Here is a 23846-nt window from a genome sequence, read left to right on the forward strand (position 1 = left end):
GCACATCCCGTTCCTGGGCTTCCAACTGGTGGTCGTCGCTGCGCCGCACCACGCGGCCTCCCGACGCCCGGTCGGCGCGCCGTCAGGACGCCTGGGCGCGGTCCACCGCTTCGAGGGCGCCGACCAGGGCCGACAGCCCCTCCTCGGCCTCCCCCTCGCTGAGCGTGAGCGGCGGCGCCATCCGCAGCGTGTTGCCGTACAGCCCGCCCTTGCCGATCAGCAGCCGGCGCTTCCTGGTCTCCTCCAGCGCGGCGGCGGCCAGCGCGGGGCTCGGCCGGCCGCTGTCCGGATCGACCAGGTCGAGCGCGAACATCAGGCCCTTGCCCCGGACCGCGCCCGCCACCGAGAGCTTCTCGGTCGCCGCCCGCAGGCCGCTGATCAGTTTGCCGCCGAGCCGGTGGGCGTTGCCCTGGAGGTCGTGGTCCAGCAGGTAGTCCAGGGTGGCGGAGGCGGCCGCCGTCGACAGCGGGTTGCCGCCGAAGGTGGAGATGCCGTTGGCCGGGAGGCCGTCCAGCAGGTCGCCCCGCGCCACCACGCCGCCGATCGCCAAGCCGTTGCCCAGTCCCTTGGCGAAGGTCATGGCGTCCGGTGTCACCCCGTGGGCCTGGATGCCCCAGAACGTCTCTCCGGTGCGGCCCCACCCGGTCTGCACCTCGTCCGAGATCAGCAGGATCCCGTACTCGTCCAGCACCTGCTTGAACTCGCGCAGCAGCCCGTCCGGTGCGGCGGTGAACCCGCCGACGCCCTGGATCGGTTCGACCAGCAGGCAGGCGACGTCGGTGGCGGTGGCGGTGGCCAGGCAGCTGCGCAGATCCTCCACGCAGAACCGCCGGTACTCGCTCTCCGAGAGGCGCGGGAACCGCTCGCGGTCGGTGCCGTGCAGATAGTGCACGTTCAGCGGGGAGAGCGAGGAGTTCTTCCAACTCCGGTTCCCGGTGACGGCGGTGGCGGCGTACGAGCGGCCGTGGTAGCTGTTGCGCAGGGCGAGCACCTGGTCGGAGCGGCGGGCGTGGGTGGCCAGCAGCAGGGCCGTCTCGTTGGCCTCGGTGCCGGAGTTGGTGAAGAAGACCTTGGCGTCCGGGATGCCGGAGATCCGTGCCACCTTCTCCGCCAGCTCCACCTGGGAGCGGATCAGATACAGCGTGGAGGTGTGGACGACGCCCGTCCGCAGCCGCTGCTCCACCGCCTGGCGCACCTCGGGGATGTCGTACCCGAGCATGTTGGTGAGGATCCCGCCGAAGAAGTCCAGGTAGCTCACCCCGTCGGCGTCCTGGACGCGGCACCCCTTGCCGCTCACCAGCTCCAGCGGGCTGTCGTAGTAGAGCGCCAGCCAGGCCGGCAGGACTGCGCGGTGCCGATCCAACAGTTCCGACATGTCAGGTCTCGCTCTCCTCTCGGGCAGGCGAACCGACCCATCGGGCAGGCCGTGCCGCGATGTTACCCGGGTCACACTGCCGCTGTCGCAGTCTTGCGGGAGTTCAGTCCTCGGCATCGCGCGGTACGACGAAGTCCCGCAGCAGGGCCGAGCCGGGCGCCAATCGGCCCCAGGGCACATGGAGTTCGAGGACGGCGGCCGCGCAGGTCGGGAACTTCTCCCGGAGCTTCGCGAGCCGGTCGCCCACCGCCTCGGCGGCGAGGTCCAGGACCAGTTCCTGGACGGCGGGTTGATGCCCGACCAACAGGAGCGTCCGGATGTCCGGGGGCGCCTCGCGCAGTACGGCGGTGATCTCCTCGGACTGCGTTCCGTACAGCCGCTCGTCGTACTCCACGGCGGGTGTCGTGGCCCAGCGTGTCGCGACCAGCTCCCAGGTCTCCCGGGTGCGCCGGGTCGGCGAGCAGAGCACCAGGTCGGGCAGCAGGTCCAGGGCGCGCAGCCAGTCGCCGGCCCGGTCCGCGTCGCGGCGGCCACGCGGGGCCAACGGCCGGTCGCGGTCCGGTACGTCCTCGGGCCGGGCGGACTTGGCGTGCCGCAGCACGACCAGCCGTCGGGGCGGTTGCTCGCTCATAGCCCCATGCTGTACCGACGGCGCGCCATCGGCAGCCCGGATGCCGGGGCCGGATGACGGCTCACCACACACTCTGATACGAGCGGATCTTGGACTGGGATTGTGTCAGTGGCCCGTCAATTCGGACATTTCGGCTAAAACATTAAATGTTCATATTTATCACACTCTGCCGCTTGTGTATCCCCGAAGCGAGGATGACGATGGGTTGAGAAGGACTTGGAAAGAAGGTCTGATCATGGCATTCCTCGCAAATTTCCGTTCCTTCGGCCGTTTTGAGGGCGGCGGAGGCGGCGGTGGCGGTCGTGGCGGCGGTTACGGCGGCTACGGCTACGACGACTTCGAGCGCCACGGTGGTGGCGGTGGCGGCGGCTACGGCGGCGGTTATGACGACTACGGTCGTCACGGCGGTGGTCGTGGCGGCGGCTACGGCGGTGGCGGCTACGGCGACTGGGACGACTACTGGGACTAGCAGCCGCTAGCAGCCGAGCGCCGACAAATCTGTTCTGAGAGCGGGCCGGGCATTCATGCCCGGCCTTGCCGCTGGATCGGGGGGCCGGGTTCGGGGGCGAGCGGGAAGACCGTGAGATGACGAGGAAACGCTACCTACGGTCCGTGCTGCGACGCTTCCTCGCGGTCGCCGAGACCTCCGACGCCGCGGTGGTCGCCGCCGCACCGCCGGTTCCGCTCCGGGAGATCTTCCGGCGGTTCTGGCCGTACACCAAGGGCGGCCGCCACTGGCTGGCGGTGCTGCTGGCCCTGGTCGCGATCGGCCCGGCGATCGAGGCGGCGGAGATCTGGCTGTTCAAGATCGTGATCGACGACATGCTCATCCCGCACCGGCTGAGCCTGTTCTTCCCGATCGCCCTCGCGTACGCCGTGCTCGCCCTGCTCTCCGGAGTACTCGGCTTCGCCGACCGGGTGACCTCCACCTGGGTCAGCGAGCGCTTTCTGCTCATCCTGAGATCGGACGTGTTCCGGCACATCCAGGGCCTGTCACTGGGGTTCTTCGAACGGCGCCGGCTCGGCGACGTGCTCTCCCGGGTGACCGGTGACGTCGACGCGGTCGAGACCTTCCTGCTCTCCGGGCTCGTCAACGCGGTCAGCCAGGTGATGCGGCTGGGCATCTACGTCGGCGTACTGCTGGCGCTGCGCTGGGACCTGACGATGACCGCACTGGTCGCCGCACCGTTGTTCTTCCTCACCGCCCGCCGCTTCGCCAAGCTGATCCGGGCGGCCTCGCGCGAGCGCCGCAGGCGCGCCGGCTCGATCAGCGCCGTCACCGAGGAGTCACTCGGCAACATCGCGCTCGTCCAGGCGTACAACCGCCAGGACTGGGAGCACGCCAGGTTCCAGCGCGAGAGCATCGGCCGGTACCACGCGGCGATGGCCTCCACCCGGATCGGAGCGCTCTACGGGCCGACGGTCGACTTCATCGAGCTGCTCGGCGGCATGGTGGTGATGGGCCTCGGGGCCTGGGAGCTGGTGCACGGACGGCTCACGCTCGGCGGGCTGATGGTCTTCCTCGCCCTGCTGAGCAGGCTCTACGGCCCGATCCAGGGCATGTCCGGGCTCGGCACCACCTTCTACGCGGCCTCCGCCGCGGCCGAGCGGATCATCGAACTGCTCGATCAGCGCCCGCAGGTGACCGAGGTGGCCGTCCCCCGGGCGATCGGCCGCGCCCAGGGCGGGATCGAGTTCGACGACGTCACCTTCCGCTACCCGGAGGCGGAGGTCCCCGCGCTGTCGGGTGTGTCCTTCAAGGTGGCGCCGGGGGAGACACTGGCCCTCGTCGGCGCCAGCGGCGCGGGCAAGTCCACCGTCGCCAAGCTGCTGCTGCGCTTCTACGACCCGGACGGCGGCGCGGTCCGGCTGGACGGCCTCGACCTGCGCGAGCTGGCCCTCACCGAACTGCGCGAGAACGTCGCGGTGGTGCTCCAGGAGACCCTGGTCTTCCACGGCACCGTCCGGGAGAACATCGCCTACGGACGCCCGGAAGCCGGCGAGGCCCAGATCCGGGCGGCCGCCCGGGCGGCGGACGCCCACGAGTTCATCAGCCTGCTCCCGGACGGCTACGACACCGTGGTGGGCCAGCGCGGCCGACTGCTCTCCGGCGGCCAGCGCCAGCGCCTGGCCATCGCCCGCGCGATGATCCGGGACGCGCCCGTCCTCGTGCTGGACGAGCCCACCACGGGCCTGGACGCCGAGTCGACCCGGCGGATCATGGGCCCGCTGCGGCTGCTGATGGCAGGTCGTACGACGGTCATCATCTCGCACAACCTGCTCACCGTCCGCGACGCCAGTCAGATCGTCCTGCTCGAACAGGGCCGGCTCGCCGCCCACGGCACCCACGACGAACTCCTCGCCCGCAGCCCCGCCTACGCGGCCCTCCACCGGCTGCACCACCCACCGGACGCCTCGGTGGAGTCCGCCTCCTAGGACCGACCGGCAGTAGGCGGCGGAGCACGGTCGTTGTGAGAGGTGGCAGCCGAACGGGCACGGGCCCGCGTGATCGTGGAGTTCTCTACGCTCCGTGACCGCGAAGGACGACTGCGCCCGCGCTGCCACCATGCCTGCTCGAACCCGCCTGGGACCAGTTCAGGGCCCTCAGGAGAGCCAGTCGGTGTAGCGGGTGGGGGCGAGGTGGGCGTCCTTGTCGGTGAGGACGTCGCCGTTGACGACGGCGAACATGCCGGCGGTGGGGTCGGTCACGACGGTGCGGTTGTCGCCGTTGTGGGACAGGGTGAGCCGGCCCAGTTCGTCCAGGGTGAAGATCTCAGGGCCGGCGATGTTGCGGATGCCGTTGAGCGGGGCGCCTGCAGCGACCTCCGAGACCGCGGCGGCCACATCCTTGGAGGCGATCGGCTGGATCGGCGTGGCGGGCAGCCGGACGGTGTCGGCGTCGGCGGTCCAGGACAGGACGGCGTCCATGAACTCCATGAACTGCGTCGCCCGGACGATCGAGTAGGGGATCGGCCCGGCCGCGAGGATCTTCTCCTGGAGCACCTTGGCGCGGTAGTAGTCCAACTCCGGGACTTGGTCCGTGCCGACGATCGAGAGGATGACGAAGTGGCCGACGCCGCCCTTCTGGGCCGCGGCCAGAAGGTTGTCCATCGAGGTCTGGAAGAAGGCCGGGGAGGCTTCGTCGAAGGTCGGCGAGTTCGTCAGGTTGACGACGACGTCGGCTCCCGCCACCGCCTCGTCCAGTCCCTGACCACTGATGACGTCGACTCCGCTGGACTTCGAGTGCGGTACCGCCTGGTGCCCGGCGGCGTTCAGAATCATGACGACCTGCGACCCGATCAAGCCGGTGCCGCCGATGACTGCGATCTTCATGACATGCCTTTCGTCCGTTTTTTATGCGAAATATGACATAGAGACAGCTATATGGGCGTGGCAAGGAGCGGCGCGCCGGTCGACCGAGCGCGGTTGATGTCAGCAGCCGTCGACGAACGTGACCGTCTCGTCGAGCGGCGCCCGGCCCGTACGGGTGTCACCGCCCGTGACGTCCTCGAAGCCGATCGACATGCCGCAGAAGAGGATGAGCCCGTCCGGGGGTGACAGGACCTCCGCGACGGTCTTGTGGAACTTCGCCCATGCCATCTGCGTGCAGCTGTGCAGCCCTTCGGCGCGTAGCAGCAACATGACGGTCTGCAGATACATGCCGACGTCGGACCATTGGGGCCGCCCCAGGTCGCGGTCGATGTAGCAGAACAGGGCGGCGGGTGCGCCGAAGCAGTCCCAGTTCGCGGAAGCGGCCCGCTGGCGAGCTTCTACGTCCTCGCGCGGAATGCCGAGTGCTCCGTAGCGCTGCTCGCCGAAGGCGGACCGGCGCTCACGGTAGGGGGACTTCAGTGCGGGCGGGTACATCTCGTACTCCGGCTCGTCCCAGGAGTCACCTGCGGCCAGGCGCTCGCCGGCACGCTTCTTGATCTCGGCCAACGGCGCACCGGTCGCCACGTAGGCGTGCCATGGCTGAAGGTTCGAGCCGGACGGCGCCCAGGCCGCGGCGGACAGCACGCGCTCCAGCGTCTTCCTCGGGACAGGTTGGTCGGCGAATCGACGCACCGCTCGTCGGCTCGTGACCGCCTCGTAGACGTCCATGATCACCCATCTCCATCTGCTCAACGGGCCGTTTTCATCGCACTCACGACGGTATCATTCGATACCGTATCGTGTGAAACTATCGTCGAGCATGAACCCTCAGCCCCTGGTTTCCCGCTCGGGGCACCATCCCTTGGAGAAAGCCCATGGCTACGCTGCTGCACATCGACTCGTCCGTGTTCCCGGGCGAGGCGTCCTCGTCCCGTTGGGTCACGGCCGCCTTCCGCAAGACCTGGGAGGAGCAGCACCCGGAGGGCGCGGTGATCTACCGCGACCTGGCCGTCGACCCTGTCCCGCACATCACCGCCGACGCCTGGTCCGCCGGTTACGCCGCCCCCGCCGAGCGCACCCCGGAGCAGTCCGCCGCGTTCGCCGCGCGCCTGAAGCTCATCGAGGAACTGGAGGAGGCGGACGCCATCCTGATCGGCGCTCCCATGTACAACTTCTCGATCCCGTCGACCCTCAAGGCGTGGCTGGACAGCGTGCTTCTGCTCGGCCGCACCGCGGGCGAGACGCCCTCGGCCCAGGGCACCCCGGTGATCGTCGTCGCCAGCCGTGGCGGCTCCTACGCGCCGGGCACCCCGCGCGAGGGCTACGAGTTCGTGCAGAACTATCTCGAAGCCGTCCTCAAGGGCACCCTCGGCCTGGACCTCGACTTCATCGTCCCGGAACTCACCATGGCCCCCCGCAACCCGGCCATGTCAGAACTGGTCCCCCGCTACGAGGCTTCCCGCAACCGTGCCTTGGAGGACGCGACCGCCAAGGCGAAGGAACTCGCAGAGCGTCTCGCTGCGTAACCCTCGCGGTCGGCGGGATGCCGTGTGACGCCTCACCCAGGACGTCACACGGCATCCCCGGGGTCTGCGCCTTCTCCGAGGGTGCAGCCGGCGCCTCTGCACCTGAGTCAGCGGCCCGGCGCTGAGGAGGTCCGGGTGTTCGCCCTGTCGGTGGGACGCCCATCGATACGACGGTGATGCCGGGCACGGGTGGAAGGCGCGCACGCCACCGGCCGGGCATGCGGCACGACAGCCCTGCGGACGACTCGACCCGTCGGCAACGAAGTCCTGACCAGCCCGCCCGTCGGCAGGCTGGCGCGTAGCGACCGCGGCCGCAGCTCTCGAGGCCGGAGGTTCGCCGCAGAAGCCGCACGAGACGAAGCGCGCCGACGCAGCGGGCGACCGGTGCGCGGGCGGGCTTAGGCCTCGTTGTCTCCGGGATGGGCGAGCCGGGTCAGCAGGGCCGTCAGCTGCTCGGTGTCGCCGGGTTCCAGTTCGGCGACCAGACGCTCAGTCAGCGGCCCCGCCGCCACGTGGGCCGCGTCGAACAGTTCGAGTCCCTGAGGTGTGATCTCCACCGCCCGCACCCGCCGATCCCCTGGAACGGCCTTGCGTACGGCCAGGCCCTTCCGCTCCAGGTCGTCCACGACCCGCATGATTCCCGCCTTGTCCGACCCCGTCGCCGCCGCCAGGTCCCGCTGCACCGTGGGCCCATGGTTGACCAGCTCGATCAGCACCGCGAAATGCCGCAACTCGACGCCGAGCGGTCGAAGCGCCTCCCCCATCGCCGCGGCCGCGCGCCAGTGCGCCCGGCGCAGCAGCAAGCCGAGAGCGAAAGGCGAGGCGTCCCCGGGGCGGTCAGTCGCACGCGAGGCGGTGGTTCGGCGAGGATCGTCGGCGGCCATGAGCCCAGACTACTTCATTCGATACGGTATCGTTTGAAACTAAATCGGGCCTACGCCCCGGTGGTCAGCGCAGGGTCGGTACCGCGCCGCACTCCGCCAGGTCGACTGCCACGCCGGGCAGGTCCCGGAGCCACCTCTCGGCGATCTCGGCGAGCCGGGCCGGGGCCGGCGGCGTGCGGCCGAGGCCGATCGCGAAGCGGTACACCGCCGGGCCGGCCTCGAACGGGCGGGGCCAGGCGTGCGCGTCCGGTGTCCCGGCGTGGGCCAGGGCGCCGAGCAGGGCCGGCATGCGGTCGCGGACCGGGCCCAGGGCCTCCTCCGGGTCACCGGCGCGCGGCGGTCGTACGGTCACCACCGCCCAGGCCGCGTGCCGGCGGTGCAGGGGCGGGGGAGCGAGCAACTCGGGCCAGGGGTCGGCGCCGGTGGCCGCCGCCACCTCCAGGATCTCCCGGGCCCGGTACAGCTCGCGGGCCAGCAGCTTCGCGCCGCCGTCGCCGACCTGCCCGGTGCAGCTGCGCACCGGATCGCTCGGAGTCATGACCGCCACCGCGCCCGCCGCCCCCGGCAGTGGTACGGCGGTGGCGGTGAGGCCGACAGGCTCCCGCCAGTCCCAGGCCGCCCAGGTGGTGAAGAAACGCCGGAGCAGGTCGTAGTCGGTGGGGTCGCCCGCCGTGAGATCGCCTGTTGCGAGAGCGCCTGCCGTGAGGTCGACGGCCTCCCGGACCGTCCAGGAGGCCAGTACGGACCAGGCCAGATCCGGCAGCCCGCCGAACGGAGCCGCGTCGAGGCCGCGCGCGTTCGCCCACGCCTTCACCCGTTGCGCCAGTCGGGCGAAGGCGGCCTGGCTGCCGCCGACCGCCGCCCGTACCGCGTCCGCGTCGCTGACCGCGCTCAGCGCGACCGTGGCCGCCTCGCCCAGCTCGGCGCGGCGGGCCACCGCTTCGGCGGGAGCGAGGCCGCCGGTGGGGACCACCGCCAGGTCCACGTCCAGCCCGGCGACCCGAAGGCGCAGGCCCGGCACTCCGGCACCGGTCACCCGCCGCGCCCGGGAGGCGTCCGGCAGCGCAGCGGCGATGCGCGCCCGAACGCCGGCGGCCTCGACGGTGCCCGGCAGTGCCGCCACCAGGTCCAGCGGGGCTCCGGCCGGGGCGCAGCCCATCCGCCGTGGACCGGCGAGATGGACGACTCCTTCGCCCAGTGCCGCGCGGATCCGCCGTACGACGCGGTCGGCCTCGGCCGCGTCGTCCTCCCAGGCGGGCCCGCCGGGGCCGGAGCCCTCGGGGACCGGGTCGCCGAGCCCGGGGTCGGCCAGCCACAGGAGCTCGCCGGTGCCGAGCGCGATCGTGGCGCGCGGCCGCATCGGCTCGTCACCCCGGCGGGAGAGCAGGACCAGCTCCCCGACCCGGACCGACCGGGAACCGAGCCGGACGGCGCACTCGGCGGCCAGCTCGCGTGGGTGCCGGCTCCGGCCGAGCGACAGGTGCGGGGTGAAGCCGTGGGCCCGGCCGTGGCAGCGCGGGAAGCGTTCCACCAGCGCCCGGTGGAGCGCGGCCCACGGCGCCCCGCCGGCCGCGGCCGGGTCGAGCCAGACGGTGGAGTAGTCCCGGTGCCGGAAGCTGCGCACCCCGTGCAGCCGGGCGGTGAACGGCGGTGTCCGCTCCGCCGCGGCGGTCAGCAGCGGGGCCGCCCGCTCGAAGTCGCACTCCGGTACGAAGCCGAACAGCACGTTGACGTGCGGCGGCCACCGGCGGATCTGCGGGTCGTGCTCCAAACGGATGTCCTGGATCACCGGCCAGAGCACCTCGGGCGGGAGCCAGGCCACGGCCGTGCGCGGCGTCGGCGCGGCGTCGAGGACGTCGGCGGGCTCGGCCCCGCCGAAACCCTGATCCGGTTCCACACGGTCATCGTCCGACACGACCGGCCCGTCCGCGCCACGGGAGCCACCCGGCGGCCGGGGCGGCCCGGCCGCAGGCACCCGTCCGGTCGCGGCGGGAGCCGGTCGGCCGGGAGTCCCGAGCGGGCATGAAGAGCCCCGAGCGGACAGCGAGCAGCCGCCGTCCGGCGGACCGACCCCGACCGAACCCTCGTCCGTCCGCCCCGTCATCCGCGCTCGGCGGCCCGCCGCCCGCGCCCGTGACCGGCAGGGACCCGGGTATGACCGGGCGGACCAGCGGGATTGACGGACCGACAGGCCGGGGCCTCCCACCCGTAGTACTTCAGGACTACACGGCAGGTCCGCTCTTCGGCGGGACGCCGGTCACAGGGCGTGATCCATAGCTTCGGTGTCGGAAGCACGACAGACCTCCGGTACGGAAGGACCACCCGACATGGCGTCACGCCCGCCAAGCCGCCTGCGGCGCACCCTGCTCGCCGCCCTGGTCACCGCCTCGGTGGTGCTGCCGCTGGCGGGCGCGGCCGGCCCGGCTGCGGTCCCGGCGCCGGTCCCGACCGCCCTGGCGCCACTGAGTGCCGCGACCCCCGCCGCGCTCGCCGAGCGGTACGCCACGACGCGTACGGACATCCGGGCAGCGGAGCGGGCGGCCGCCGCGCACGGCGACCGGGAGCGGGCCGCCGAACTGAGCGCCATGGCCGATGCGGCGCGGCACTTCCTCTCCTTCGACGGCCGGGACGGCGGACGTGCCGCGGAGGTCTTCGGCGACCTGTCCGACGCCGAGCGGATCGCCGTACTGGTCCCGGGTACGGACACCGATCTCGACCGGTACGGGCGTCTCCGGGCCGATGCGCTGGCACTCCGGCAGCAGCTGGGAAGTCGCTCCGCCGTCATCGCCTGGCTCGGCTACCGGCCGCCGAGCCTGCTGAGCCCCGACGTGACGACCGACGACCGCGCGGTCGCCGCCGCCCCCGAACTCAGCCGGTTCACCGCGCAGTTGCGCTCGGCCCTGCCCGCCGCGCGGATCTCCGTGCTCTGCCACTCCTGGGGCTCCGTGGTCTGCGCCCGGGCCGCCTCCGGGCTGGACGTCGCGGACCTGGTCCTGTTCGGCAGCCCCGGCACCGGCTACCCCGACGCCGCCGCGCTGCACACCAGGGCCACCGTGTGGGCCGGCCGGGGCGCCGCCGACTGGATCGGCAACGTGCCCCATGTGCGGCTCCAACTCCCCTTCGCCACCGTCGGATTCGGCGCCGACCCCCTCTCGCCCCGCTTCGGCGCCCGCGTCTTCCCGGCGGGCGACGGCGGCCACAGCGACTACCTCAAGCCCGGTTCCGTGTCCCTGCGGAACATCGCCCGGATCGTCTCCGGCCTCACCCCTGCCCAGGAGGGCGGCCATGCGTGACCTCGTCCGGCGGATCGACTCCGCCACCCCGCCCGAGCGCGACCGCGCCGTCGACGCACTGCGCGCCCTCGCCATCCTCGGTGTGGTGCTCGGCCACTGGATGGTGACCGCCCTGGTCGCCGACAGCGGCACCCTGCACGGCGCCAGCCCGCTGCAGTACCTGCCCCAACTGGCGCCCGTCTCCTGGCTGTTCCAGACCCTGGCGGTGTTCTTCCTGGTCGGCGGCCAGGTGGGCGCGCAGAGCTACGCCTCGGCCCGCGCCCGGGGCACCACCTACCGGCGGTGGCTCGGCGCCCGGATGGCCCGGCTGCTCAGGCCGGTCGCGGCCCTGCTGACGGTGTGGACCGTGGCGACGGTCGCCATGCTCGGCTCGGGGGTCGGCCAGGACACCGTGCACACGCTGGCCAAGCTGGCGGTCTCCCCGCTCTGGTTCCTGCTGGTCTTCACGGCCCTGACCGCCGCGACCCCGCTGGTCGCCAGGCTGCACCCGCTGTGGCCGCTGGCCGTGGTGGTGCTGGTGGACCTGGCCCGGTTCGGTCTGGGCGCACCCGCCGGGCTCGGCTACTTCAACGAGCTGGCCGGCTGGCTGGTCCCGTACTGCCTGGGCGCGGCCTGGGCCCGGGGCGAGCTGTGCGGCCGCGGCACCGGCTGGGCGCTGCTGCTCGGCGGTACGGCCGCCACCGCCGCACTCGTGCTGTGGGCGGGCTACCCGGCGTCCATGGTCGGGGTGCCCGGCGCGGCGGTCTCCAACCTCGGCCCGCTCACCCTCGCCGCCGTCACCTTCGGGCTCGCCCAGTGCGGCGTGGCCCTGTTGCTGCTCGGCCCGCTGCGGCGGGTGCTGCGGCGCCCTGCCCTCTGGGCGGCGGTGGCTCTGGTGAACCTGTTCGCGATGACGGTCTTCCTGTGGCACCAGACCGCGATGATGGCGGTCACCGCGATCGGCCTGCTCGGCGGGGAAGCGCTGCCCGGGCTGCACACCGTCCCCGACGGCGCCGGCTGGGCGCTCGCCCGGCTGTTCTGGCTGCCGGCCTTCGCGCTGGCACTGCTGGTCTGCTGGGCCGCGTTCCGCTCGTACGAGCAGCGGAAGCCGAAGCGGAGCGGTACCCGGGTGGTGCGCGAGCAGCGCTCGGGTCTGTCGCCGGCGGTGCCGCGTGCCTAGAGTGGATCTTGTGAAGAGGGGGGACACGGTGGATCGGCTGGTCGGCACGCTGCGGGCGCTACCACGGCAGCTGCGTGACGACCTGTGGACGGCGGCGCTCGAACCGGTGCCGCGTGCCAGGCGGTTGGGCGGGCACTGGTTTCCGGCGATCGTGGTGCTGGTGGTGTTCGCCGCGTTCTTCCTGGGCATCGCCGACGCGAACTTCCTGACCAACCAGTACTTCCTGGGCCGGAGCGCCGGCCCGGTGCTCGCGTTGATCCAGGCGACGGCGCTGCTGCTCGTGCTGTTCCGCCCGCTGCTGGCCTGGTGGGTGTCGACGGCCATGGCGGCCCTGGCCGCGCTCCTCGCACGGCCCGCCCCGCCCGAGCGGCTCCTCTTCTGGGCCAGCCACAACCCCGACCTCGTCAACGGGCCCGGGCTCGCCCTGGAAGCCGGGGTGCTGTTCCTGGCAGCGCTGGTACTCAAGCCCCGAGCCGCGGTCGAGGCGCTGGCGGTCAGCGTGGTGGTGGGCCTGGCCTGCAACGGCGTCATGGCCTTCGGCGACGTCGACATCGTGGTCCTCACCATCGCCGTGCTGGTCGGCTCCTCGCTGCGCGGCCGCCAGGTGGCCCGTACCAAGCTGGTCGAGCAGGAGGAGATCACCGCCGAGGAACGGGCCCGACGCACCCTGCTGGAGGAGCGCAACCGGATCGCCCGCGAGCTGCACGACGTGGTCGCCCACCACATGTCGGTGATCTCCATCCAGGCCCAGGTCGCCCCGCACCTGGTGGAGAACCCGTCCGAGGAGCTCAGGGAGAACCTGGCCGGCATCCGGCAGAACGCCGTCGAGGCACTGGCCGAACTGCGACGGGTGCTGGGCGTGTTGCGCTCGGAGGACGCCCTGGCGGATGGGGCGCGCTACACCCCGCAGCCCACCCTGGACCGGCTGGACGAGCTGCTCGGCAACGTCCGGGGCGCCGGACTCACCGTCACCACCGGGACCACCGGCGAGATCCGCCCGCTGTCGCCGGGCGTCGAACTCTCGGCCTTCCGGATCGTGCAGGAGGCGCTCAGCAACGCGATGCGGCACGCACCGGGCGCCGCAGTCCGGGTGGAACTCGGCTACCAGCCGGACGGTCTGGCCGTACGGGTGGTCAACACCGCCCCCGACCGGCCCGCCCCGCCCTCCCAGGGGGCCGGCCACGGACTGTTGGGGATGCGCGAGCGAACTGCCATGCTGGGCGGCGAACTGGCCACCGGACCCACCCCGGACGGCGGCTGGGAAGTGACCGCCATCCTGCCCGCAGACACCCCGAAGCCGTCTGCCGAACCCCGCCGAGGACACCCATGACGACCATCCGCGTGCTGATCGCCGACGACCAGATGATGGTCCGTCAGGGATTCACGGTGCTGCTCAACGCCGAACCGGGCATCGAGGTGGTCGGCCAGGCGGTGGACGGCCTGGACGCCGTCGCCAAGGTCGCCGAACTCGCCCCCGACGTCGTCCTGATGGACATCCGGATGCCCGAACTCGACGGCATCGAGGCCACCCGCCGGCTCACCGACCCGGCGGGCGCCACCGTCAAGGTCCTGGTGCTGACCACCTTCGACCTTGACGAGTACGTCTACGAGGCGCTGCGCGCGGGTGCCTCCGGCTTCCTGCTCAAGGATGCCTCCGCCGCCGAACTCGCCCAGGCGGTAAGGGTGGTGGCGGCCGGCGACGCGCTGCTCGCCCCGAGCATAACCAAGCGCCTGATCGCCGAGTTCTCCCGCACCACCAGCGTTCCCCGTGCCCCGCTCAAGGACCGTGTCGGCGAGCTGACCGAGCGCGAGACCGAGGTCCTGTCCCTGATCGCCCAGGGCCTGTCCAATGCGGAGATCGCCGAGCGCTTGGTGGTCGCCGAGCAGACCGTGAAGACCCATGTCAGCCGGATCCTGGTCAAGTTGGGTCTGCGTGACCGCACCCAGGCCGCGGTCTTCGCCTACGAGACGGGACTGGTCCGCCCGAGCGGGTACTGAACTTCGGCTGCGGGGAAGGGGGTTCGGGTGCCGGGTCCGCGCCGCCCAGGTATGCCGCGACCCGAAGCAGAGAGCCGCCACAGCGGACGGCAACGGCAGAGGAGGAGTACCCACTCCCCGCCACTCTCAACTTATAGCGCACCGGGGGGCTTGCGGCAAGGCCCCGGTCATGCCGCAGAATCGCTGGCCGACGCCAGGACCTGCGGAAATGGGAGAGCTACCAAGTGACCAGCGCGTTCGACCTTCCCGACCACCTCGCCGCCAAGGCCGACCCGATGCTCACCGCCCGCGACGAGCGGCACTTCGCGGCCATCGGGGAGAGCCTCGAGCAGGCGATCGCCGAACTGTCCGACCGCCTCGATGCCGCGCGCAAGGCGCCCGGCGGCGCCGGCCGGGAGGCGATGGACCGGGACATCGAGATCCACCGGCTGACCGGCCGCCTGCGCGCCCTGCGCCGCTTCGGTCTGGACCTGTGCCTCGGACACATCGTCGGCGCGGACGACCACGAGCCCGTGTACATCGGCCGGCTCGGCCTCACCGACAGCGAGGGCCGTCGGCTGCTGCTCGACTGGCGCTCACCCGCGGCCGAGCCGTTCTTCGCGGCGACCCACGCCAACCCGATGGGTCTGGCGAGCCGCCGCAGGTACCGCTGGACCCGCGGCCGGATCAGCGACTACTGGGACGAGGTGTTCAGCGCCGACGGGCTCGAAGGGCACGCCGCGCTCGACGACCAGTCCGCCTTCATCGCCAGCCTGGGCGGCAACCGGTCGGCCCGGATGCGGGACGTGCTCGCCACCATCCAGGCCGACCAGGACGCCATCATCCGGGCGGGATCCCGCGGCGCCCTCGTCGTCGACGGCGGTCCGGGTACGGGCAAGACCGTCGTCGCTCTCCACCGCACCGCCCACCTGCTCTACTCCGACCCGCGCCTCGGCCACCGACGGGGCGGCGTGCTGTTCGTCGGTCCGCACCAGCCCTACCTGGCGTACGTCGCCGACGTCCTCCCCAGCCTCGGCGAGGAGGGCGTGCAGACCTGCACCCTGCGGGACCTCGTCGCCGAGGGAGCCGGAGCAGCGGTCGAGGCCGACTCGGACGTCGCTCGCCTGAAGTCGTCCGCGGACATGGTGAAGGCGATCGAGAAGGCCGTCAGGTTCTACGAGGAGCCGCCCAGCGAGGGGATGACGGTCACGACCGACTGGGCCGACATCCGGCTGAGCGCCGACGACTGGGCCGATGCGTTCGACGCACCGGACCCGGGCACTCCGCACAACGAGGCGCGCGAGCAGATCTGGGACGAGCTGGCCGCGATCCTGCTGGACAAGCTGGACGACGAGCACGTCCCGGCCGAGCAGTTCCAGCGGTCGCTGCGGCAGGACGAGGAACTGGTCACCGCCCTCAACCGCGCGTGGCCGCTGATCGAAGCGGCCGACCTCGTCTCGGACCTGTGGTCGGTCCCCGCTTACCTGCGGATGTGCGCTCCCTGGCTCAGCCCGGACGAGGTCCGCAAGCTGCGGCGCAAGGACGCCCAGCCCTGGACGGTGTCCGACCTGCCGCTCCTGGACGCGGCACGGCAGCGGCTCGGCGACCCGGAGGCGGCACGGCGCAAGCGCCGGCTGGGGGCCGCCGTCGCCGCCGAACGCGAGCGCATGGCCGACGTCATCGACCACATCCTCCAGGCCGATGACGACGGCGAGGGCGCGGTGACGATGCTGCGCGGACAGGACCTGCGGGACAGCCTGGTCGACGAGACCTCCCTGTCCGGCGCCGACCCGGACCGGCTCGCCGGCCCGTTCGCGCACGTCGTCGTGGACGAGGCCCAGGAACTGACGGACGCACAGTGGCAGATGCTGCTGCTCCGCTGCCCGTCCCGCAGCTTCACCATCGTCGGCGACCGCGCCCAGGCCAGGCACGGGTTCACCGAGTCGTGGGAGGAACGGCTCGAACGGATCGGGCTCGACCGGATCGAACTGGCCTCACTGGGCGTCAACTACCGGACGCCGGAGGAGGTCATGGCGGAAGCCGAGCCGGTCATCCGAGCCGTGCTCCCGGACGCCAACGTGCCGACCTCCATCCGCAGCAGCGGCGTCCCCGTCGTCCACGGATCCGTTGCGGAGCTGGACTCGATCCTCGACAACTGGCTCGAAGCGCATGCCGAGGGGACCGCCTGCGTCATCGGCGCCGGTGACACCGGAACCAGCACGTTCCGGGCGACGTCCCGCGTCCGGTCGCTGACCCCGGAGCTGTCCAAGGGGCTCGAGTTCGACCTGGTCGTCCTCATCGATCCGGAGACGTTCGGCGAGGGCGTCGAAGGAGCGGTCGACCGCTATGTCGCGATGACCCGGGCGACGCGGCAACTCGTCATCCTGACAAGCTCCTGACCTCGGCCGGAGGTAGTGATCGTCACCCGCCGCTACGGAAAGGGGCGGAGCCGGCCGAGCCGGTGCCGCCCTACGGGACCGGGCTCAGCCGCCGTAGCGCCGCTGCCTGGCCGCGAAGCTGCGGACGGCGCGCAGGAAGTCGACCTCGCGGAACGCGGGCCAGTAGGCCTCGCAGAAGTACAGCTCCGAGTAGGCACTTTGCCAGAGCAGGAAGTTCGACAGCCGTTGTTCGCCGCTGGTACGGATGACCAGGTCGGGATCGGGTTGGCCGGCGGTGTACAAGTGCGGGGCGATGTCGTCGACAGTCAGGGCGTCAGCGACCTCGGTCAGTGACGCGCCCGCTTCGGCCCGCGCGTACATCAGGTCGCGCATGGCGTCGACGACCTCCTGGCGGCCGCCGTAGCCGACGGCCAGGGTGACGTGTGCGCCGGTGGTGCAGGTTCGGGTGACCTCGACGGCCTCCTTGAGGGCGCGGGCGGTGCAGTCGGGCAGGGCGTCGGTCATTCCGGCGAGGTGGACCTGCCAGCGGGCGTCCGGGCGGGTGAGGCGGTCGGTGACCACCTGCTCGATCAGCCGCATCAGGTAGGCGACTTCGGTGTCGCCGCGGCGCTGGAGGTTCTCGGTCGAGCAGACGAAGACGGTGATGTGCTTGATCCCCAGCACCTCGCACCAGGAGAGCACCTCCTCGACGTGTTCGGCGCCCGCCTTGTGGCCGAGGCTCGGGTTGGCCATGCCCATCTGCCGGGCCCAGCGGCGGTTGCCGTCCATGATCAGCCCGACGTGCCGGGGAAGCGGGCCCGCCATGACCTCGCGGCGCAGGCGGCGGGTGTAGAGGGAGCGGAGCAGGTCGGGCATGAGCACCGTCCAAGTGGTTGGGAGAGCCCGCCGGTTCAGGCGAACCGTGGTCAGTCGGGCGGGTCCGCGTGGCTTACGGGGCAGGCGGCAGGTCGTGCAGGTCGTGCAGGTCGCGCAGGGTGCCTGCGCACACCGCGGTCAGCAGCAGCAGGCCCACGCCGACGCCGGCGCCGAGCGGGTGGAAGCCGTCACCGGTGACCGAGAGAGCGAGGATGGTCGCGCCGCCGGTGGCGCTGGCAGCGGCGAGGGTCCGGACACCGACCCGGAGGCGGCCGGTGCCAGGTGGCACGACGGCGTCCGCGCCGACGCCGGTGAAGATGCGGGGGATCTGGATCGCGCCGAGGCCCAGGGCGATCCACCAGGCGGCGAGCACAGCGGTGCGCAGGGTGGGCGGCGAGGCGTCCGCGTTGAAGCCGCCGTGCACCAGGACGACCACGGCGGTGCCGAGGAGCGTCGGTACGGCGAGGCGGCGGACCGCCCAGCCCAACAGCGTGATCGCGGCGCTAAGCGTGGGACGGGGCCGGGGTGCGACCAGGGCGATGCCGAGCAGCAGCAGGGTGGTGCAGCCGTGCGTGACTCCGTTCCGCACGCCGTCGGCGGGCAGGGGGGCGGCCTGCTCGGCGGCCAGGTGGCTGAGGAACCAGGCGGCGAGGGCGACCGTGATGCCCATGGTGGCCACCCGCCGCTGGCGCTGTGCCGGGGAGTCGGCGGGCCAGAGGGCCGGGTGCAGCCACATGTCCACGATGCCCGCGATCAGGTTGGGCCAGGACTTCCAGCCCGCTCCCCGGGCCTCGTCCTCCACCATCGAACCCCAGCGGTCGCGGAAGGCGTCCGGGTAGAGCCTGACCAGGCTTCGGGTGACGACGCTCACGCCGGGTTCACCCCCAGGCGCCGCAGTCCCGCGTTCGCGACCTGGGCCATGGCGCGCAGTTCGCGTTCGAGGACCTCGCGGCCGAGGGACGTGAGCTGCACCGGGCGCTGGCGGCCCTGTCCGTCGAGCGGCTCGATCAGCTGCTTCGACTCCAGCCTGGCCAGCGCTCCGTACAGGCTGCCGGGCCCCAGCCGCTCCCCGGTCAGCTCCTCGATCGCCGTGTTGATGGCGTATCCGTGCAGCGGCCCGTCGGCCAGCGCGCAGAGCACCAGCGTCTGGGCATCGTTGGCTTGCATATCGCTCCTCTCGATCTGACGGAGCACCATAATACGTGCCACGAACTACGTGCCAAGTACTACGCGATGTGTACTATCGCCGCCATGTGCGATGACTTGATGAATGATCAGCTGGGAGTCGGGCACCCCGCCCGGCCTGCCGCGGCCGCGGCGCTGTTGACGTCCGCCGCCGGCGCCGCCGCCTTCACCCTGTTCGCCTACCTGACGACACAGGTTCACGCGGTGCGGGCGGGCAGTCCCTGGCAGGACGATCCGTACGACGCAGTGGTGACCTTCACCATGTTCTTCGTCCCACTGCTTGGGACGCTCGGCGGGGCGAGGGCGCTGCTGTGCCGCCGCGACCGGCCGCTGCCGCGCTACCGGATCGAGCAGGTTCTCCGGGCCGCGCTGGTCTGCACGCTGCTCGTCGCCGCCACGCTCGCCACCGACTGGGCGGCGGTGGCCGCGCGGGCGGACCGTGCGTCCTGGGACGGTGGCACCCCCTGGCTGATCGCATCCCTGCTGCCGCTCACCGGGGTGACGGCCTTGAGCCTGCTGTTGCACCGCCGGGCGATCCGGCGGCTACCGGAACCGGTACGCGGGACCGAGGACGCGGGCGGGGACTGGCTGGACGACCTCGCGCCCCTCGCCAACCTGCTCGCTGGCCCCCGCTCGCGTGCGGGGTGCGCACTCGCTGCGCTGATCGGCAGCGGCGGAGTGCTCGGCTTCGTGCGCCGCCACTTCGCCCCGCTCGCCGCCGCGGCCGCCCTCGCCGCCGGCCTGCTGGTCGCCATGGGACTGGCTTTAGGCGAGGGTTGGCCCGGGGTACTGCTCTTCGCCGTGGAGAGCGCAGTCTTCGCGGGCGGCACCTTCGCCTTCGTGATGATCTGCAACAGCGTCCTGCGGTTCGCCGCGCCTCCTCCCGCATCGAGAACGCGACGGGCCGCCCGGATCGCGACCACCGCAGGCGCGTTGGCGCTGCCGGTCTCATTGGCGCTGCGGGACACCGTCTGGCAACTGCTCGGGCTCGGCGACCAGGTCGACTCCATCGGGCGGTGGGCGGCCGTCACGTTCGCCTGCGCGCTACTGGCGGGCGCGCTCACATTCGGTGTGGCTGCGACCGGGATCAGGGAGTGACAGTGGGGCACGTCTGGTCGGTTGCCAGAGCGAGGAGACTCTGGCATTGAGGTTGGCTCATCAGGCCGATGCTCCGTTGGAAGAGATGATGGCCCCGCGGTTGCGTCCACGGCCGGGAGGGTCCTGTCCTCTGCGGGAACCGCACCCGGTGTGTGCGCATGCGATGGAATGCGATTCAATGCGCCCGTCGCCGTCAGCCCGGCACGATCAGGCCGCTCTCGTAGGCCACGATGACCAGTTGGGCCCGGTCCCGGGCGTCGAGTTTGGCCAGCAGCCGTCCGACATGGGTCTTCACCGTCGCCGGGCTGACGACCAGGCGGTCCGCGATCTCCTGGTTGGACAGCCCGCGTCCGACGAGTTCGAGCACCTCCCGCTCCCGGTCGGTGATTGCGGTGAGGCCGGTGGTCGGGCGGCGGCCCATCTCGGGCATGCGGGCGAACTGCTTGATGAGGCGTTTGGTGACGGCGGGTGCCAGCAGCGCCTCGCCTCGTGCGATCACCCGAATCGCCGCGACGAGTTCGGCGGGCGGAGTGTCCTTGAGGAGGAAACCGCTCGCTCCGGCGCGCAGGGCGCCGTAGACGTACTCGTCGAGGTCGAAGGTGGTGAGGACGAGCACGCGCACGTTCTCGTGGGCCGCGACGATCCGGCGGGTGGCCTCCAGCCCGTCCAGCTCCGGCATCCGGATGTCCATGAGGACGACGTCGGGCTGCTCGACCGCGGTGAGTTCGACCGCCTGGCGTCCGTCGGCGGCCTCACCGACGGCGGTCAGGTCGGGCTGGGAGTCGAGCAACAGGCGCAGGCTTCCGCGCAGCAGCGTCTGGTCGTCCGCGATCAGCACCCGGATCACGAGCCCGCCTCCAGCGGGATGCGGGCGGTGACCCGGAAGCCTCCGTCGGGCAGTGGTCCGGTCTCGAGCTCGCCGCCGTAGACGGCTACTCGCTCGCGCATGCCGACCAGTCCGTGGCCGGGCGAAGAGGCCGCATCGGCGCCCGCGCCCCGGCCGTCGTCGACGACCTCGATTCCGACGGAGTCCTCCCCGTAGGTGAGCACGGTGCGGACGCGCGTGGCGTCGGCGTGTTTGATCACGTTGGTCAGCGCTTCCTGGGCGATCCGGTAGACGGCGAGTTCGAGCGGGGCGGGCAGCTCGCGCCGCTCGCCGGAGATCCTCAGTTCCACCCGTAGACCGGACTCGGCCGTCCGCGCGACCAGTTGGTCGAGGTCCGCCAGGCGCGGGGCCGGCACGAGCTCGGGATCCTGCGCGTTCCCGTCGCCGTCGCGCAGCATACCGAGCAGTCGACGCATCTCGTGCAGGGCGTCGCGTCCGGTCTGCTCGATCAGCGTCAGGGCCCTGACGGCCTCTTCGGGTCGGGTTCCGGCGACGAAGCCGGCGACCGAGGCCTGCATGGTGATCAGCGACAGGTTGTGCGCGACGATGTCGTGCAACTCGCGGGCGATGCGCAGCCGTTCCTCGACGACCAGTTCGCGGGCGCGCTGCTCGGCCTGTGCCTGCAGCCCCGCCGTGTACGCGCGGTTGGCGCTGACCGCCACGCCGATCATCCAGACCGCAGACAGCGGCAGCGTGAGCAGGAGCAGGCCCAGGACCTCCATGCGCATCGCGTGGTCGAACACGGCCGGGTTCGGGAGGTGCGGCCCGAGCAGGCCGTACTGCACCGCGACCACGCCGAGCGCGGTACAGCCGACAAGCACGCCCAAGCCCCGCACGGAGACGCTACGCGGCGTTCGGACGGCGAGCGTGTACAGCACGAGCGCCATCGCCGCCGGGACGGGAAGCGGGAACTTCTGCGACTCTTGCGCCACGAACGGCGAGGCCAGCGCGACGGCCCACAGCGCCGGCCACGGGTACCTCCGCCGCAGCGCGACCGCGGCGCCGAGCACCGGTGTCAGCGCGACGATGACGACGGTCGGGAGGGAGACCACCGCCGCCTCGCGCGGACCGAACCCGTGCAGCAGCGCGAGGACGCCCAGGACTGCGCCGGTCAGCGCGTCGATGACGAGCAGGTCGCGCGGGCTCAGGCGTCGGGGGAAGGGCGGTCCGGCCGTGGCGATCATGTGTCGACGGTAGCCGGGGGCCGTGGTGCCGGGCATCGGACCCCAGGCCGTCATCCTCCGGTCGTACGGCACCCGCTCGATCATGCCGCGGCCGTACGCCCGAAGACCACCCTGTGCTCCGACGCCAACGCTTGTACCCGGCTGGCACCTTGAACGCCGAAAGGAGTCGTGATGATCGAAGTCACCGAACTCACGAAGAGATACGGCAGGGTCACCGCCGTTGATGGCCTCACGTTCACGGTCCGGCCCGGCCGCGTCACCGGATTCCTCGGGCCGAACGGCTCGGGCAAGTCCACCACCCTGCGCGCGATCCTCGGCCTGGAGACGCCGGACGCCGGCGCGGCCCTCGTCGACGGACGGCCGTACCGCACGCTGCACCACCCGCTGCACCACGTCGGAGCGCTGCTCGACGCGGGTGCCGTCCACCCGGGCCGCTCGGCGCGGGCGCATCTGACGGCGCTGGCCGTGGCCGGTCGGATCGACCGGCGGCGCGTGGGCGAGGTGCTGGAGCAGGTGGGCCTCGGCCAGGTCGCGCACAAGCGGGCCGGCGAGTTCTCGCTGGGCATGCGGCAGCGCCTCGGCATCGCCGGCGCGCTGCTCGGCGATCCGCCCGTCGTCCTGTTCGACGAGCCCGTCAACGGGCTGGACCCCGAGGGCATCCTGTGGATCCGGCACCTGATGAAGTCGCTGGCGGCCGAGGGCCGGACCGTCCTCGTCTCCAGCCACCTGATGTCCGAGACGGCGCTGACCGCCGACCACCTCGTCGTGATCGGCCGCGGCCGGCTGATCGCCGACACCGGCGTCGAGGCGTTCCTGCGCGAGCACGGCACCAGCCAGGTGCACGTCCGCTCGCCCGCCCGCAGCGCTCTGGCCGGGATGCTCCGGGCACGCGGCGCGACCGTCGAGTACGAGGGCTCCAAGACGCTGGTCGTCACCGGCCTGACGGTCGGCGAGATCGGCGACCTGGCCGCCCGCAACGGCCTGCCCGTCCACGAACTGATGGCCAGGCAGGCCTCACTGGAGGACGTTTTCATGGACCTGACCAGGGAATCGGTCGAATACCAGGGGACACACGATGGGAACTGAGCTGCTCACCGCCGAATGGATCAAGTTGCGTTCGGTGCGGTCGACTTACCTGTCACTGGCCGCGGCCGCCGTGCTGGTCGTCACCGTGGCAATCTCGGTCACCACCACGACCGCGGACGACTGGGCGGCCATGGACCCGCGCGACCGCTCGTCCTTCGACCCGGTCTCGGCCCCGCTGTTCGGCGCGATCTTCGCCCAGCTGGTCATCGGCGTGCTCGGGGTCCTGGCGGTCAGCTCCGAGTACTCCACCGGGCTGATCCGGACGACGTTCGCGACGACGCCGCAGCGTCGGAAGGTACTGCTGGCCAAGGTCGCGGTCACCACGGCGCTCGCGCTGGTCGCGGGCGGGGTCATCCTCGGTGCGACGTTCCTGCTGAGTCAGGGAATCATGGCCAACGGCCACGGCGGAGTCTCGCTGAGCGACCCGGGCGTCTTCCGCGCCGTCACCTACGCGGTGCTCTATCTGGTGATCGTCACGGTGCTGGCCACCTCGCTGGGCGCGATCACGCGCTCCACCGCAGGGGCGATCGCCGTCCTTTTCACCCTGGTCTTCCTGCTGCCCCAGGTACTGGACCACCTACCGCAGAACCTGCGCCACGACCTCATGCGCTTCGGTCTCCAGCGGGCCGCCGCAAGTGCCGTGTCGATCCACCCCCAGGTGGACACCTTCTCGCCGACGGTGTCGATCCTGATCTGCGCGACCTACGCGGGCGTCGCGCTCGCGCTCGCACTGTTCCTGATCGGACGGCGCGACGCGTAGACGAGCAGCTCCGAAGTCGGGCGAGTCCGGTAGTTCGGCTCCGGGCACGCAGGAAGGGTGTCCAGCACCGGGATGTGACGACCAAGGCCGGGTAGTTAAGGATTTCGGCCGGGGTGCAAGGTGGGGGCCGCTGGTGTGGCGGCTGCCGTGTAGCGGCCCCTGCGGACCTTCTTGAT

Annotated in this window: 22 protein-coding genes; 11 read left to right on the forward strand and 11 right to left on the reverse strand. The window is 71.8% G+C overall.

Annotated elements, in window-relative coordinates; translation table 11 throughout:
• Positions 1-82: 82 nt before the first annotated feature.
• Positions 83-1375: an aspartate aminotransferase family protein gene (locus ACWDAK_RS35960; protein ID WP_427395856.1), complete on the reverse strand. Its 1293-nt coding sequence runs from the start codon at positions 1373-1375 to the stop codon at positions 83-85.
• 103 nt (positions 1376-1478) lie between these two features.
• Positions 1479-2006 (reverse strand): SixA phosphatase family protein, encoded by a 528-nt coding sequence (locus tag ACWDAK_RS35965; RefSeq protein ID WP_427395857.1) that lies wholly within the window; start codon positions 2004-2006, stop codon positions 1479-1481.
• A gap of 235 nt (positions 2007-2241) precedes the next feature.
• Here ACWDAK_RS35965 and ACWDAK_RS35970 point away from each other — a divergent pair, with 235 nt between their 5' ends.
• On the forward strand, positions 2242-2475 hold the full coding sequence (locus ACWDAK_RS35970) for a hypothetical protein (RefSeq protein ID WP_344635858.1): 234 nt from the start codon (positions 2242-2244) through the stop codon (positions 2473-2475).
• Positions 2476-2591: 116 nt separating this feature from the next.
• Positions 2592-4442, forward strand: a complete 1851-nt coding sequence (locus tag ACWDAK_RS35975) for an ABC transporter ATP-binding protein (protein ID WP_427395858.1) — start codon at positions 2592-2594, stop codon at positions 4440-4442.
• A 168-nt stretch (positions 4443-4610) separates the two neighbouring features.
• On the opposite strand, the gene ACWDAK_RS35980 is transcribed toward ACWDAK_RS35975, so the two are convergent.
• The gene (locus ACWDAK_RS35980) at positions 4611-5339 is read right to left on the reverse strand and encodes an SDR family oxidoreductase (protein WP_427395859.1); all 729 of its coding nucleotides are present in this window, start codon (positions 5337-5339) and stop codon (positions 4611-4613) included.
• A gap of 99 nt (positions 5340-5438) precedes the next feature.
• Positions 5439-6107 (reverse strand): nitroreductase, encoded by a 669-nt coding sequence (locus tag ACWDAK_RS35985; RefSeq protein ID WP_427395860.1) that lies wholly within the window; start codon positions 6105-6107, stop codon positions 5439-5441.
• 146 nt (positions 6108-6253) lie between these two features.
• On the opposite strand from ACWDAK_RS35985, the gene ACWDAK_RS35990 reads away from it, so the two are divergent.
• Positions 6254-6904 (forward strand): FMN-dependent NADH-azoreductase, encoded by a 651-nt coding sequence (locus ACWDAK_RS35990; RefSeq protein WP_344635854.1) that lies wholly within the window; start codon positions 6254-6256, stop codon positions 6902-6904.
• 398 nt (positions 6905-7302) lie between these two features.
• On the opposite strand, the gene ACWDAK_RS35995 is transcribed toward ACWDAK_RS35990, so the two are convergent.
• Entirely contained in the window at positions 7303-7788 is a 486-nt protein-coding gene (locus ACWDAK_RS35995; protein ID WP_344635853.1) for a MarR family winged helix-turn-helix transcriptional regulator, read from the reverse strand.
• A 64-nt stretch (positions 7789-7852) separates the two neighbouring features.
• Entirely contained in the window at positions 7853-9685 is a 1833-nt protein-coding gene (locus tag ACWDAK_RS36000) for a 2'-5' RNA ligase family protein (RefSeq protein WP_427395861.1), read from the reverse strand.
• A 430-nt stretch (positions 9686-10115) separates the two neighbouring features.
• Between ACWDAK_RS36000 and ACWDAK_RS36005 the strand changes: the two genes are divergently transcribed.
• From ACWDAK_RS36005 to helR, 5 genes are all read left to right on the forward strand, one after another.
• Positions 10116-11081, forward strand: coding sequence for an alpha/beta hydrolase (locus tag ACWDAK_RS36005; RefSeq protein ID WP_344635852.1), 966 nt, complete (start codon positions 10116-10118; stop codon positions 11079-11081).
• Positions 11074-12240, forward strand: a complete 1167-nt coding sequence (locus ACWDAK_RS36010; protein ID WP_344635851.1) for an acyltransferase family protein — start codon at positions 11074-11076, stop codon at positions 12238-12240. The genes ACWDAK_RS36005 and ACWDAK_RS36010 overlap by 8 nt, the downstream gene beginning before the upstream one ends.
• A 10-nt stretch (positions 12241-12250) precedes the next feature.
• Entirely contained in the window at positions 12251-13570 is a 1320-nt protein-coding gene (locus tag ACWDAK_RS36015; RefSeq protein WP_344635850.1) for a sensor histidine kinase, read from the forward strand.
• Positions 13567-14238, forward strand: coding sequence for a response regulator (locus tag ACWDAK_RS36020; RefSeq protein ID WP_427395862.1), 672 nt, complete (start codon positions 13567-13569; stop codon positions 14236-14238). Before ACWDAK_RS36015 ends, ACWDAK_RS36020 begins: the two co-directional genes overlap by 4 nt.
• Before the next feature lie 224 nt (positions 14239-14462).
• Positions 14463-16616 carry an RNA polymerase recycling motor ATPase HelR gene (gene helR / locus ACWDAK_RS36025; RefSeq protein ID WP_427395863.1) on the forward strand — a complete coding sequence of 718 codons (2154 nt, stop codon included), beginning with the start codon at positions 14463-14465 and terminating at the stop codon, positions 16614-16616.
• Between the two features lie 84 nt (positions 16617-16700).
• On the opposite strand, the gene uppS is transcribed toward helR, so the two are convergent.
• The 3 genes from uppS to ACWDAK_RS36040 all read right to left on the reverse strand — a co-directional run bounded on the left by uppS (position 16701) and on the right by ACWDAK_RS36040 (position 18638).
• Positions 16701-17471: a polyprenyl diphosphate synthase gene (uppS, locus tag ACWDAK_RS36030; protein WP_427395864.1), complete on the reverse strand. Its 771-nt coding sequence runs from the start codon at positions 17469-17471 to the stop codon at positions 16701-16703.
• A 73-nt stretch (positions 17472-17544) separates the two neighbouring features.
• Positions 17545-18342 (reverse strand): hypothetical protein, encoded by a 798-nt coding sequence (locus tag ACWDAK_RS36035; RefSeq protein WP_427395865.1) that lies wholly within the window; start codon positions 18340-18342, stop codon positions 17545-17547.
• Positions 18339-18638, reverse strand: a complete 300-nt coding sequence (locus tag ACWDAK_RS36040) for a PadR family transcriptional regulator (RefSeq protein WP_344635845.1) — start codon at positions 18636-18638, stop codon at positions 18339-18341. Before ACWDAK_RS36040 ends, ACWDAK_RS36035 begins: the two co-directional genes overlap by 4 nt.
• 99 nt (positions 18639-18737) lie before the next feature.
• On the opposite strand from ACWDAK_RS36040, the gene ACWDAK_RS36045 reads away from it, so the two are divergent.
• Positions 18738-19754 carry a hypothetical protein gene (locus ACWDAK_RS36045; protein ID WP_427395866.1) on the forward strand — a complete coding sequence of 339 codons (1017 nt, stop codon included), beginning with the start codon at positions 18738-18740 and terminating at the stop codon, positions 19752-19754.
• A gap of 193 nt (positions 19755-19947) precedes the next feature.
• Here ACWDAK_RS36045 and ACWDAK_RS36050 read toward each other — a convergent pair whose 3' ends face one another.
• Both ACWDAK_RS36050 and ACWDAK_RS36055 read right to left on the reverse strand, forming a co-directional pair.
• Positions 19948-20601: a response regulator gene (locus tag ACWDAK_RS36050; RefSeq protein WP_427395867.1), complete on the reverse strand. Its 654-nt coding sequence runs from the start codon at positions 20599-20601 to the stop codon at positions 19948-19950.
• On the reverse strand, positions 20598-21908 hold the full coding sequence (locus tag ACWDAK_RS36055; RefSeq protein WP_427395868.1) for a sensor histidine kinase: 1311 nt from the start codon (positions 21906-21908) through the stop codon (positions 20598-20600). Before ACWDAK_RS36055 ends, ACWDAK_RS36050 begins: the two co-directional genes overlap by 4 nt.
• Before the next feature lie 87 nt (positions 21909-21995).
• On the opposite strand from ACWDAK_RS36055, the gene ACWDAK_RS36060 reads away from it, so the two are divergent.
• Both ACWDAK_RS36060 and ACWDAK_RS36065 read left to right on the forward strand, forming a co-directional pair.
• A complete protein-coding gene (locus ACWDAK_RS36060) occupies positions 21996-22910 on the forward strand; it encodes an ABC transporter ATP-binding protein (protein WP_427395869.1) in 915 nt (304 codons plus the stop codon).
• A complete protein-coding gene (locus ACWDAK_RS36065) occupies positions 22900-23670 on the forward strand; it encodes an ABC transporter permease subunit (protein ID WP_427395870.1) in 771 nt (256 codons plus the stop codon). The genes ACWDAK_RS36060 and ACWDAK_RS36065 overlap by 11 nt, the downstream gene beginning before the upstream one ends.
• Positions 23671-23846: the final 176 nt, after the last annotated feature.

The sequence above is a fragment of the Kitasatospora sp. NPDC001175 genome (assembly GCF_053598215.1).